This is a genomic window from Bacillota bacterium (assembly GCA_040755295.1).
Taxonomy (GTDB): Bacteria; Bacillota; Desulfotomaculia; order Desulfotomaculales; family Ammonificaceae; genus SURF-55.
In genome coordinates, this window is sequence record JBFMBK010000001.1 from 114356 (window position 1) to 127364 (window position 13009).

The window sequence follows — 13009 nt, forward strand, 5'->3', positions numbered from 1 at the left end:
TATTTTGGTTCCGACTTCTCTTAGGTTAGGGGAGGAAACAAGAATTGCATAAGGATTATAAAGAGTATGTGGGTCGGTTTTTCCAGACTATGGCCTACACGGAAATAACAACGGCAGAGGGCGACACCTTGGATTTTAACGAGGGCGTCGAGAAGGCGATAGGAATTATTCGGGAGCAGACAAGCCTCGGCGGGAAGATGATTTTTATCGGAAACGGCGGCAGTGCCGGCATCGCCAGCCACATGGCGATAGACTTCTGGAAAAACGGCGGGATGCGGGCGCTGGCTTTCAACGACGGGGCGCTTTTAACCTGCATCGGTAACGACTATGGTTATGCCTGCGTCTTTGAAAAGCCGGTTGCCATGTTCGCGGAGGAAGGCGATGTTCTGGTGGCGATAAGCAGTTCCGGGCAATCGGAGAACATCCTGCGCGGTGTTGCGGCGGGACGGGGGGCGGGCTGCAGGGTCATCACCCTTTCCGGGTTCTCGAACATCAATCCTTTGCGGAAACTGGGCGACCTCAATTTTTACATTCCCGTAAGCCATTATGGTTTTGTGGAAGTAGGGCACCAGATGATCCTGCACGCGGTGTTGGATATCACGATCTCCGGGGCAAATGGATAGGCGGCTTAGGCCGGCGGTTTTTTTGGACCGCGACGGCGTTATCGCAAGGGAAATCGGGCACATAACCAGATATGAGCAAATCGAGCTGTACCCCTTGGCAGCGGAAGCGGTCGCTGCGCTAAACAATAACGGTTGGCTCTGCGTATTGGTCACTAACCAGTCCTGCGTTGCCAGGGGGTTGTTGACCGAAGAAGGGCTGGCTGCAATCCACGGTCGTCTGGAAAAGCTTTTGGCGAAAGAATTCGCCCGCCTTGACGCTGTTTTTTACTGCCCTCATTTGCCCCCGGAAGAAGGAAAAAAGGAAATACCGCCCTACAGGGTCAGATGCGCCTGCCGGAAGCCCGGTACGGGTATGGTTGAGGAGGCATTTCGGCGGTTCAATATTGATGCCGCACAGAGTTTTATCATAGGGGACCGCGAAACCGACATTATCATGGGGCGCAAGGCCGGGCTTTCTACGGTGCTGCTTCGGACAGGGTACGGTGTGCGGCGGTACAGGGGTGACAGCGGCCTCGAACCGGATTACATCTTCGACGACCTGGCGGAGGCGGCAAGGTTTTTATTGCGGGCGCGGGTTGATTTTAAGCCGCTCGTAGACGCGATATGCGCCAAATATCAAGAATCAACCGGGAAGCGGCTTATCGTTCTGGTCGGCGGCCAGTCCCGTTCCGGGAAGTCGACATTGGTAAGGTATATTGACAAGGAAATAGAAGGACGGACAATCCCTGCGGCTGTTGTCCGGCTTGACAACTGGATTCTGCCGCTGGATCAAAGGCAGGCCGCAAAGTCCGTACTGGAACGGTATCCGGCATCTACCATCAGACGCGACCTTTCCGCGCTGCTTGCAGGAGAAACGGTGAGCATTGAAGCGTACGACTCTAAAACCAGAGGCCTTCAGAGGAAATCAAAGGCGCTTTCTTTACCCGCCGAAGGGGTTGTTATTATTGAAGGCGTCGTGGCGCTCGAACAGGAGTACCTGCGCTCAATCAGTGATGTAGTCGTTTTTATTGACATAGAAAAAGAAATGCATTATAAGCGGTTCGTCACACACTACCGTGATAAAGACCTTACCGATGAAGCCATTGACAGTCTTTACGCGGAACGGATGCAGGACGAGTACCCTTTTGTTGAAGGTTCGAAGGAGTATGCCGATTTTGTGATTTAAGTACTGAGTTTAGGGCGCATAAGCTGTGGGTCGTGGGTTCCGAGTTGCGAGCCGGCCTTGCAGACTTTATAAAACCGATGCCGTCATGAACCGCCAGCAATTGTCCGGGTGATACCGTCTTAACGGAGCCGTCTATATAGCGCGTTGGGATTTTTTTTAAGGAGCACGGAAGCTTTTTCGGCCCGAAGACATACGCTTACAAGATACCCCGTGAAAGGTCCCTCGATATGGACAGCAGGTTCGATTTCGAATTTGCTGAATTCATAGTTGAACGCAGTGTTAAAAAGAATCGCAAAGGTTTCCAGCGGCAGAAATCAGGACGAGCCCGCTGATGCAACCATCTTTATCACACCGTGCAAATTGTCTTTCGCCCGCTAAAGAACCGCTCTTTTTTGTCGATTAAAAAAATAACAGTCTAAGAACCGAAAGGGTGATCTTCTTGAAAAAACTGTTACGGTTTTCGATTTGCCTTTGCTTGGTGGTGATATCCGTCTTTCTCTTTTCCGCAGCGGCACAGGCCGCCGTATCCAATCCCATCGTTTCGGGAACGGAATACACCGTAAGCACTCTGCCGACAACGGGCAAGATTACCGCCTTCAATAAACTGCTGGAAATAAGCTACCCCAAGAACAACACCCTGGTGGACTCTAATAAAATAACAGCAGTAGACCAGACCGTATACTTCACCGTCTTTCTTCCCAGCGGGGGGAGTCCGGACTATCAGAAGTACACGCTGGTCAGCAACATTTATAAAATAACGACGGCCGCGCAGACGTACCTGCTCGATCCGGGTCAGATTAAAATAACCTATGATACAAACGTAAGCTCCGCGGTGGCAAACCAGCTCGCGGTATGGTACAGTCCGGGCATCACCGTTGCGGGGGGTACGTACGAGTGGGACGGTACAAACAACATAAACCTCGGAGGGGTCACGGACTCCAGGAAGTGCACCGTGGCGGCTCCGCTGCAGTTCAGTGGAACGGGTACGGGTTATTACGGCGTCTTTTTGGCCCAGCAGTCCTTCAGTGAGTTTAATGCTCAATCAGATAACAGCTGGGCCTATTCCTGCGTGATGCCGTTGTGGGCGAAAGGGATCGTGGAGCCTCTGCCCGTGGGAGGAACCGCCGGCGTCTTCGGCGTAGCGAACGACGTATACCGTCTTGAGTTCGCAACCATGCTGGTCAGGGGACTCGGACTTACGCTTACGGATAGACCTTCGAGCGCAGCCGAGCAGATCTTTGAAGACGCGTTCGGCGGCACCGACTTCTGCGACGCCACACCCGAAGATATAAGCTCGAGCTATTTCGGGGCGGGTTACAGCGCCGCTTCGGGTTACAAGATCTACGATACCGACCGTATGCCCGTTCAGTACGCGGAGACGGCGGCCCGCAACGGGATAGTGGTCGGCTACCTTAACGGGAGTGCGGAATACGTCTTCCAACCGGCAGGTTTCCTGACCCGTGAGGAAGCCGCGGTAATCCTGGCGCGGGTATCCAATTTGAAGTTGTCGGACGACGGCGAAAAAGTGCTGACGGATCTGGAGAAGGTGTTCGAGGACGCGACTCTCATTTCTCCCTGGGCGGCGCCGTCGGTGCTTGCCGTGCAAAAAGCCAAGCTGATCGCCGGGAAACCAAGTTCCGATCCGGACAGCAGCCTGCTGCAGTTCGATCCGGACGGCAACCTTACGAGGGCGGAAGCCACGGCCCTGGCATACCGCTTCTTAAAGAAGCAGAAAAAGATCTAAGAGTTACAGTCACGAGTCGCGGGTCGCGGGTAAGGATAAGTCGCGGGTTATGAGTTCCGAGTTGCAAGTTCTGAATTATAACAAGTAAACGGTTAAAAAGCGCCTGACGATGGTTAAAACGTTCAGGCGCTTTCATTATCCTGAATTACCGACTGCTTCAAGCTTTTGGTTTTCGCGGATTCCAACTGTGGTTGCAGTCGTCGCAGGCCGCAAGAGGATTTTTCCGGTAAAAAATAAGGCACATCAGAAACCATGCCGGCATTAGTATAAAGAGGCCTGACACAAAGAATCCGGCGATTCCCAGTACGGCCGTTCCGCCAAACCCATAATAAACGAACTTGTCGTACTGTCCAACCGGGACGATTTTTGTTGAACCGCACTTCGGGCATTTTATGCTCATATAGAACCTCCACGATTAATTTTCCAAGGATCGCCGCAACCCGTATCCTTTCTATTATACTAAAAAGCCGGTAAAAGAGGGTAGAGAAGTATTCCCCCTTTACTTCCCAGGTAATTGCCAGTCTTCACGGGCGGGGTTATAATTCTTTTATGGTTACGAGACGGCTGTGATGGGGGGACTTGGTGCCTTTGTCTGAGAATCGGACGGATAACATTTGCCGGTCGGACTTTCCTGCTATTGACGGAACCAGGCCGATCCGGGAGGTGTTGCTGTCATTCGGAGAACCGGATTTGAACGATGACGATATAGCGCGGGTGGCCGCGGTGCTGAAAAGCGGGATGTTGAACGCGGGTGTCGGGGTGCGTAAATTCGAAGAGAGTTTTGCTTCGATGGTCGGCGCCCGTCACGCGGTCGCTGTATCTACGGGGACGGCGGCGATGCACGCAGCCTGTTACGCGGCGGGAATAAGCCGGGGTGACGAGGTGATTCTGTCCCCCCTTGCTTTCGCCGGTTTCGCGGACGCGCCGCTTTATCTCGGGGCGAAACCCGTCTTTGCGGATGTAGATGAACTAACTCTGAATATCGCGCCTGAGGAAATCGAACGAAACATCACCGACCAAACCAGCGCGATAATCGTTTCACATTTCGCTGGGCATCCGGCGGATTTGGACGCCGTTCACGACGTCGCCCGACGGTACGACCTGGCGGTCGTCGAAGATGCCACCGCCGCATTGGGGGCGGTTTACAAGGGAAGGTCAATCGGGTGCATTTCAACTGTGACGGCGTTCAGCTTCCACCCGGAGGCGACGATTACCACCGGCGGAGGCGGTATGGTAACCACGAACGACGATGACGCGTACCGGTGGTTACGACTTTTTGTCGACCAGGGAATAGTCCGCGACAGGTCGCAGATGGTGAACAGAAACGAAGGCCCGTGGCATTACGAGGTCCAGGAATTGGGTTATGATTTTCAGCTTCCGGAGTTTCAGGGTGTTCTGGGAATTTCGCAGCTCTCAAGGGTTGAGGCTTTTCTGAAACGGCGACGTGAGATCGCAGACCGTTACAATGAGGCTTTTAAAGGACTTTCCTGCGTAGAAATCCCACATTCCAAAGCATCTTGCTCGTCCGCTTGGAATCTTTATGTTTTGAAGCTCAAACCGGAAAAATTGAAGGCCGACCGGCGCAAAATTTATCTGGCGCTGTTCGCGGAAAAAATATGCGTCGGGGTCCACTACCTGCCGGTTTATCTTCATCCTTTACACGGCTGGCTCGGTGACCCGAACGTATGCACCTTGCACGACGAGCCTCCCTGTCCCAGAGCGGAATCCCTCTATCAGCGGCTCATAACCCTGCCCCTTTTCCCTAAAATGACCGACCAAGACGTCAATGACGTCATAAAGGCGGTTGGACGCGTACTCGGATACTATGCGCGGTAAGAAAGCGCCTTGTACGATCAAGGTTCAACGTTGAAAGTTTAAATAAAGAATATAGAATAACCTTTTCTGAGTGACCAAGACGGTCAGAATATAGAATATAGAATCCAGAAGGGGAACAAACCTCCCGTCTTCTGTACCACCTATTATCTACTATCTACTGCTCCCAAAATGAAGATTGGTTCCGCACTGACTCGCAACTCGCACAACCCGTAACTCGTAGCTTTATCCCCGACTTAGGACTGAGGACTTTCAACTTGGGACTTGCATTCTGGATTATCATTCTACCTTAATCTATATTCCGGATACTGAATTCTCATATGCAGTGGGGGTTTTAAAACCCGGAAACAGAAGGGGGCGAACTCAGGGTCCGCCCCCCTTTCTAATTATCTACTACCTACTACCTACTGCTTACTACGGCCTCAGTTGATTGCGACCGTTTGCGCGTCGCCGATGTAGGTCACGTTCGCGCCGAGGTTTTCTCCCACAAACCGCAGGGGTATCATCGTCCTGCCTTTAACGACCTGCGGGGCTACGTCAAGGCCGATCTTTCGGCCGTTTACCGTAGCGTTGGGGCGGTCGAGCGTGAGAACGATTGTGTTGTCACCTTTGCAGATCGTGATCGTTCTGGCCTTCGGGTCCCATGTCACATCGGCCCCAAGTTTTTCGGCGATTGCGCGGACGGGCATCAGTGTTCTTGCCCGGATGAGTTGGGGCGGCACGTCAAAGCTCAGCTTTTCGCCATAGACAAAGGCGATGACCTGCTCCCTGTGGCGAAGCCGCCATAGTTTCGCAAATTCCTTGTAGTTTTGTTCATCCAGCGGGTCGTCGTATATCATTTCCGCCACAGCGGCAGCCTCGTCCTCGGGGTCCCCGCACATCGCCTTCAATTCTTCCCAAAGGGCCATCCGTTCGGCCTGGTCTTTAATTCTTTCACGGATTCTCTCCCTCAGGTATTTCGCTGCGGCCTTATTTTTGGGGCCTTTCCTCAACTCGTTTCGAATCTGTTCTGTGTCTTCATTATCATACACATCCTCGTCGACACCGTTATTTCCGTCAGCGTAAACGTTCTGGCCGACGGAGTTATCCGTGCCTTCCCCGCTGTTTTCACCGGCCCACGCGGCCACACTCAACACTAGTATCAATAGTACGGTTATGGAAGCGGAAAGAAAATATTTTCGCATTTTATACCACCCTTTCAAAATATAATTATGATTTATAAATTTAGGAACTCATCCCCGTTTTAATACCCTCTATAACTATATTTGTATTTACCTCCTGTTTTTTGGGGGTAGAGTAGAAGTTTTTTATAAGGATAAAGATGGACAGGCAATGCTGAATGAACTTAATTCGTTCCTCAGTATGGCTTTAAGTTCAAGTCTATTGAGTAAATATATCGATTTTTGTCGAAATATTTTTCGGCTGAAACCCTTGCCACAGCTGAGCTAATCACTTTTAAGGCAACAATTTCTAAAAAATTTTTTATCAATTGTTGCAGGAATTGGTCGACATATGTATAATAAAAAGGAGAAATTTCTCTAACGATGTCGAAATTGGTTCCCGAGGAGTTTGCTGGAGGCGATATACGGTGACCATATTTAACGATCCGGTAAAGAGCGCTCTAAGTAAAACCCTTGACGCAGCCGCCCTTCGGCAAAGGGTAATGGCGGATAACATCGCAAACGCCGACACCCCCGGTTTTAAGAAATCGGTTGTACACTTCGAAGAAGCCCTGACGAAAGCTCTCGGGGGAAACTCTCTCCCTTTGAAAAAAACCAATCCCAGACACATCAGTGACGACCTGCTTACGGTCACTCCGCGTACCGAGCAGATCAAAACCACCTCGCTTCGCGCGGACGGAAATAACGTTGATGTGGATGAAGAAATGGTGAACCTTGTTGCCAACACGATGAAATATCAGGGAGCGATAAGGTTTCTGAGCGACAAGTATGCCGGATTAAGATATGTAATTTCAGGGGGAAGGTAGGTGATACCTGATGAGCTATTTTGACGCTTTTGCGATAAGCGGTTCCGGAATGACGGCCGAACGGCTGCGTCTTGACCTTATCGCCAACAACCTGGCCAACGTCCATTCCACTAGAACCTCTCAAGGAGGGCTCTACCAGCGACAGGTTCCGGTTTTCGCCCAGCAGTTGGAGGCGGCGAAAGGCGGTTTCACCGGCGCGGGGGTTGCGGTTGAAGCCATACTAGCCGACGATTCCCAGCCGATCAAGGTGATGGATCCGGGTCACCCGGACGCCGACGAAGAGGGTTACGTAAGCTACCCCAATATCAACGTGGCCAATGAGATGGTCGATATGATCGGGGCGAGCCGCGCTTACGAAGCAAACGCAACAGTATTCCAGGCGGCAAAGGAACTTATTCAAAAAGCCCTCGAATTGGGCCGTTAGACCGGTTGACGATAACCTCTTGAAACCGGTTTGTTTATTTAATGATTTCTTCTATTTTCCCCTCAAATAACCTGACCACTTTTTCGAGAAAGCCCGGGGAGGGATGAAGGTGGACCTCAGCAAAATCGATCTGAATGTAATGTTACCGCAAGCAAAATCCGGAAAGACCGGTTCTTCTTCGTTCGGAACGGTGTTAAACGAGATGCTGAAAGAGGTTAATGCCTCCCAGGTTAAAGCGGACGAGAGTATACAAGGCTTTTTGTCCGGGCAGATACAGGACCTCCACCAGGTGGTGGCGGCGACGGAGGAAGCCAGATTGATGCTCGAGTTGGCTGTACAGGTACGGAACAAAGTGGTTGAGGCTTACCAAGAAATCTCCCGCATGCAGGTATAGAGAGAAAAAACGTTATTGCACATTTTCTTGGTAACTGAGTGGTTAGTAGGCACAAGGGTAGGTGGTAGGAAGTGAATCCCCGTGACCTGCTTGACCAGATAGTCAAACGTTTTGGGAGTTTAAGCTCCTCGCAAAAGGTGGCAGTCATCCTGGCCGGTATTGGTTTTGTAGCGGCTGTTTTCTATTTGAATTCCCTGATTACCAAGATGAGCAGCGCGCCGCTTTTTACCGGATTGAGTCAGGAAGATGCCGGAGCCATTGTCCAAAAGCTGGACGGCATGAGTGTCACTTACACTTTGTCTGACAAAGGGAGCACGGTTTCCGTTCCTAAAAGCGAGGTGTATAAAATTCGGGCGAATCTGGCGGCGAGCGGTGCTCTCCCCGGAAACGGCACCGGATTTGAGCTCTTTGATAAGACCAAACTGGGGGTCACCGAATTCGAGCAGCAGGTAAATTACCTGAGGGCGTTGCAGGAAGAACTCCGAAGGACGATCGCCCAGCTTGACGGCGTGGAACAGGCACGCGTACATCTCGTTATTCCGCAAAAAAGCGTCTTTGTTGAAGAGCAGCAGAAAACCGCGGCTTCCGTGGCGCTAAAGCTTATGCCTCTAACAACGATAAAACCGGAACAGGTGTACGGTATCGTCTCCCTGGTTTGCGGCGCCGTGGAGGGGATTAAGGCGGAAGATGTGCATGTTATCGATATGGGCGGGAACGTTCTCAGCGACCAGGTGGCAAGCGGGGGCGGCGCCGAAGCCGCCGTCATAAAAGGCAACCAGGATCTCCAGCGTGCTTACGAACGGGAACTCGAGCGGCGTATAACCGGAGTGCTGACCAAGATTTTCGGTCCGGACAAAGCGGTGGCGATGGTAAGCGCCGACTTTGATTTCAACCAGAAGCAAACCGTTACCACAATCGCTTACGGCGAGCCGGCTGTTGTAAGTCAGCACACAGTGACCGAGGGGAACGGCGCCGCCGGGGCTTCGGGTGTTCCCGGCACCGGTTCGAATCTGGTACCCACCTATCCGTCAGGCACTACGGGTGACCAAACTTTTTCAAAACAAGAGGTTACCACGAATTATCAAGTGGGCCAGCGGGAGGAAAAGGTGATCCAGGTTCCGGGAAAACTTAAGCGGCTGGCGACGTCGGTGGTGGTCGACAGCAACCTTACCCAGGCCAATATCAAACGCATTGAGGATGTGGTGGCGGGAGCCATTGGTTACGATGCCGAGCGCGGCGACCAGATACAGGTGGCCAGCATCGCTTTTGACAAGGCGTATCAGAAGAAGGCCGAGGCTGAAATGGCGAAGATTGAGGTAACAGCGGCCAAGGAAGCCAAGCGCGCCGGAATAATAACCATGGTGAAGCAGGGGATCATCGGACTTGTGGTTGTTGCGTTTGCCTTTCTGATCCTTCGTTGGCTGGCAAATATCAAGCCCCCGCCGCCGAAGATCGAAGAGGTAATACCGCAGAGAATTGCTCTGCAGCCGCAGAAGGTCGACGAGCGTTACGTGGCGGTGAAGGAAACCGCAGAGAAAAAACCCGATGAGGTGGCGGATGTCCTCCGTTTATGGCTGACTGAAGAAAAATAACCAAATGAGGTCCTCAATTTCGGTTCCTGAATTCGGACTGAGGTCTTTCGACTAAGGACCTTCGACTGAGGACTTTGAACCTGTAACTCGCAACTCGTAACCACTAAGGGGTGGGAACAGTGACTCAAGCAAGAATTAAAGGGTTGCAGAAGGCTTCGATACTGTTACTTTCTCTGGGTGCTGATCTTTCGTCCAAGGTTTTAAAACAGCACTTTCCCGAATCGGAGATAGAGCGTATCACTTACAGTATCTCCAATCTGGGACGGGTGCCGGAGGAAGTCCGGGATGCGGTGCTTGACGAGTTTATAGAACTGCGGTCGGTGCGGGATCACATAGTCCACGGGGGCGTTAAGCACGCCAGGGACATTCTTGAGAAGACCGTAGGGCACGGGAAAGCGGAGGAAATTATCAGGCGGTTGACCCAAACAGCGGCGATAATCCCGTTCAGTTCGCTGAGAAAGACAGACCCGAAGCACCTTCTCAGTTTCATAAGGGACGAGCACCCGCAGACAATCGCTCTCATTCTTTCGTACCTTGATCCCGCGCAGAGTGCGGCGATCATCTCGGCGATGCCGCAGGAAGTACAGTCGGACATCGCTAAGCGCGTAGCCACAATGGAGCGGATTTCACCGGAAATCGCTCATGAGGTTCAGCGTGTTCTGGAAAACAAGATGACGACTGTGGTTTCGGTGGAGCAGACGCAGGTGGGCGGGGTTGAGTCGCTGGTCAACATCTTGAACATGGTAGACCGTGCGGCAGAAAAAAGCATCCTCGAAGACCTGGAAAACGAAGATCCAACACTGGCTGAAGAAATCCGGAAGCGTATGTTCATGTTTGAAGACATCGTCAAGCTCGACGACGTTTCTATCCAAAGGATCCTGCGTGAGGTAAATACGAAAGACCTGGCCATAGCCCTACGGGGAGCTGTGGAAGAGGTAAAGAGCCGCATCTTTAAGAACATGTCCCAGCGTGCCGGTCAAATGCTTAAGGAAGAGCTGGAATACATGGGGCCGGTCCGGCTGAAACAGGTGGAAGAGGCACAGCAGAAGATAGTGAAGGTAATACGCGCCCTCGAAGAAAACGGCGAAATCATTATAGCGCGGGGTGGCGAAGATGCCATCGTCTTATAAAAAGATTCTAAAAGGCGTGGATTTCGGAGATACCGGGCCGCGGTGCCTTCCTCTACGCCGGCTCGAAGACCTGGTCATGGAAGCAAGCCAAAAGCTTTCTGCGGAGGATCCCCGGCAGGCCGCAGCCCGAATTGTAAAGGAAGCTGAGGAGCAGGCTTCGTCGGTACGCGAGCAGGCGTACCGGGAGGGGTTTGAAAAAGGTTACCGGGAAGGGCGGGCCGGCGCGGAAGAAGAGACGCGGTTGATGCTGGTCAGGATGCGCGAAACCCTACGGGAAGTGGAGGCGGAGCGTGTGTCGACCCTTACCCAGTTGGAACGTGAAGTTGTCGATCTCGCCCAGGGAATCGCGGAAAGGATAGTTGCATCGGAACTCAAGACAAATCCGGAAGTGGTATTGTCCATTGCCAGAGAGGCATTGTCGATAGTAAGAGACAGGCCATCCATTCTGGCACAGGTGAATCCGGACGATTTGGAAACCTGCCAGCAGGCGCGCCAGCAGTTCGAGATGCTGCTTCCGGAAGGCGCGGTTTTACGTATCCTGCCGGATCCTCAGGTAGAACGAGGAGGATGCGTTCTGGATACGGGGCAGGGAGTGGTGGACGCAACCCTTGTTTCCCGGTGGGCGGAAATTATAGAGGCCATGAAAGGATAGTCCGGAGTCTAAAGTCCCGAGTCCTAAGTCGGGGAAACAGGACCTGGTACCAGGTACCAAAGAGCAATTCTTAAGTAAGTCCTAAGTACCAAGTCCTAAACCCGCTACTCGTGACTGAGGACTGAGGATTTGATAGAGGGATGGTTATGGCTGCAGCGGTTGATCTTACGGTTTATCAAGAGCGGGTGCGTCAGGCGTACCTGCTGCGCCAAATCGGTGTGACGACCAAGGTGGTCGGTCTGACCCTTGAAGTTAAGGGTTTTAAGCCCTTTGTGGGAGAAATCTGCATGATCGACGTTCCGGGAGGACAGCCGATTCTCGCGGAAACAGTGGGCTTTCGCGATGACTGCGTATTGCTGATGCCTTTCGGAGATCTGTCCGGAGCCTGTCCCGGCTGCCGTGTTGAACCGCGGCGCAGACCTTTTACGGTAAGGGTAGGCGAACACCTTCTCGGCAGGGTTTTAAACGGTCTGGGGGAGCCTCTGGACGGCGCGCCTTTACCCCGTGGGATACCGATGCCGGTAAACAACCGTCCGCCTTCTCCACTTTCCCGCCGGAGAATCGACAAAGCTTTCAGCACCGGTGTACGGGCGATCGACGGATTTATCACCTGCGGACGGGGTCAGAGGCTGGGTATATTTGCCGGCAGCGGTGTTGGTAAAAGCGTGCTTTTGGGTATGATCGCCAGGTTCGGCAGCGCCGACGTAAACGTGATCGCCCTGGTGGGTGAGCGAGGTCGCGAGGTGCTTGAATTCATAGAAAAAGACCTCGGGCCGGAGGGACTTAAAAAGTCGGTCGTGGTGGTGGCCACCTCCGATGAACCCGCGCTCCTCAGGCTCAGGGCGGCGTTTGTCGCCACAACCATCGCCGAGTACTTTCGTGACACAGGACGGGACGTGCTCCTTTTTATGGATTCAATCACCCGTTTTGCCCTCGCGCAGCGCGAAGTGGGGCTGGCGGTGGGTGAGCCCCCCACCACGAGAGGTTACCCGCCTTCGGTTTTCGCTCTTCTCCCCAGGCTTCTGGAACGGGCGGGGAACAGCGACCACGGTTCGGTGACCGGTTTCTACACCGTACTGGTGGAGGGCGACGATATGAACGAGCCTGTTTCGGACACCGTCCGCAGTATAATCGACGGACATATCGTGCTGAAGCGGGAACTGGCGGTCGCAAACCATTATCCGGCGATCGATATCCTCGGAAGTGTCAGCCGGTTGATGCCGAGCGTAACAACACCGGAACACCAGCAGGCCGCCGGCCGACAGCGCGAATTGCTGGCGGCCTACCGCCAGGCGGAGGATTTAATCAATATCGGCGCCTACGTTTCGGGATCGAACCCGGTAATCGACCAGGCTATTGCGGTTCATGAACATATCAATGCTTTTCTCCGTCAGGAGCCAGGGGAGCACACCGCTTTCGACGACTGCACCGGACGGTTGCTCGGCCTCGAAGGGGAGGAGTAACG

Annotated in this window: 12 protein-coding genes; 11 read left to right on the forward strand and 1 reads right to left on the reverse strand. The window is 52.9% G+C overall.

Features of this window, described 5'->3' with window-relative positions:
* Positions 1-44: 44 nt before the first annotated feature.
* From AB1500_00500 to AB1500_00515, 4 genes are all read left to right on the forward strand, one after another.
* Positions 45-623: an SIS domain-containing protein gene (locus tag AB1500_00500; protein ID MEW6181645.1), complete on the forward strand. Its 579-nt coding sequence runs from the start codon at positions 45-47 to the stop codon at positions 621-623.
* A complete protein-coding gene (locus tag AB1500_00505; GenBank protein ID MEW6181646.1) occupies positions 616-1788 on the forward strand; it encodes an HAD-IIIA family hydrolase in 1173 nt (390 codons plus the stop codon). Before AB1500_00500 ends, AB1500_00505 begins: the two co-directional genes overlap by 8 nt.
* A gap of 439 nt (positions 1789-2227) precedes the next feature.
* The gene (locus AB1500_00510; GenBank protein MEW6181647.1) at positions 2228-3532 is read left to right on the forward strand and encodes an S-layer homology domain-containing protein; all 1305 of its coding nucleotides are present in this window, start codon (positions 2228-2230) and stop codon (positions 3530-3532) included.
* Positions 3533-4120: 588 nt separating this feature from the next.
* Positions 4121-5368 (forward strand): DegT/DnrJ/EryC1/StrS family aminotransferase, encoded by a 1248-nt coding sequence (locus AB1500_00515; protein ID MEW6181648.1) that lies wholly within the window; start codon positions 4121-4123, stop codon positions 5366-5368.
* Positions 5369-5787: 419 nt separating this feature from the next.
* Here the strand turns inward: AB1500_00515 and AB1500_00520 are convergent, their stop codons facing one another.
* The gene (locus AB1500_00520; protein ID MEW6181649.1) at positions 5788-6549 is read right to left on the reverse strand and encodes a copper amine oxidase N-terminal domain-containing protein; all 762 of its coding nucleotides are present in this window, start codon (positions 6547-6549) and stop codon (positions 5788-5790) included.
* Positions 6550-6953: 404 nt separating this feature from the next.
* On the opposite strand from AB1500_00520, the gene flgB reads away from it, so the two are divergent.
* The 7 genes from flgB (at position 6954) to fliI (ending at position 13007) form a co-directional block, all read left to right on the forward strand.
* Positions 6954-7352: a flagellar basal body rod protein FlgB gene (gene flgB, locus AB1500_00525; protein MEW6181650.1), complete on the forward strand. Its 399-nt coding sequence runs from the start codon at positions 6954-6956 to the stop codon at positions 7350-7352.
* Between the two features lie 10 nt (positions 7353-7362).
* Complete coding sequence (gene flgC / locus AB1500_00530) at positions 7363-7776, forward strand: flagellar basal body rod protein FlgC (GenBank protein MEW6181651.1); 414 nt, start codon at positions 7363-7365, stop codon at positions 7774-7776.
* Positions 7777-7879: 103 nt separating this feature from the next.
* On the forward strand, positions 7880-8170 hold the full coding sequence (fliE, locus tag AB1500_00535; GenBank protein MEW6181652.1) for a flagellar hook-basal body complex protein FliE: 291 nt from the start codon (positions 7880-7882) through the stop codon (positions 8168-8170).
* A 71-nt stretch (positions 8171-8241) separates the two neighbouring features.
* Positions 8242-9762, forward strand: a complete 1521-nt coding sequence (fliF, locus tag AB1500_00540) for a flagellar basal-body MS-ring/collar protein FliF (GenBank protein ID MEW6181653.1) — start codon at positions 8242-8244, stop codon at positions 9760-9762.
* Between the two features lie 119 nt (positions 9763-9881).
* Positions 9882-10892 carry a flagellar motor switch protein FliG gene (fliG, locus tag AB1500_00545; GenBank protein ID MEW6181654.1) on the forward strand — a complete coding sequence of 337 codons (1011 nt, stop codon included), beginning with the start codon at positions 9882-9884 and terminating at the stop codon, positions 10890-10892.
* A complete protein-coding gene (locus AB1500_00550) occupies positions 10876-11544 on the forward strand; it encodes a FliH/SctL family protein (GenBank protein ID MEW6181655.1) in 669 nt (222 codons plus the stop codon). Before fliG ends, AB1500_00550 begins: the two co-directional genes overlap by 17 nt.
* A gap of 140 nt (positions 11545-11684) precedes the next feature.
* The gene (fliI, locus tag AB1500_00555) at positions 11685-13007 is read left to right on the forward strand and encodes a flagellar protein export ATPase FliI (protein MEW6181656.1); all 1323 of its coding nucleotides are present in this window, start codon (positions 11685-11687) and stop codon (positions 13005-13007) included.
* Positions 13008-13009 lie beyond the last annotated feature (2 nt).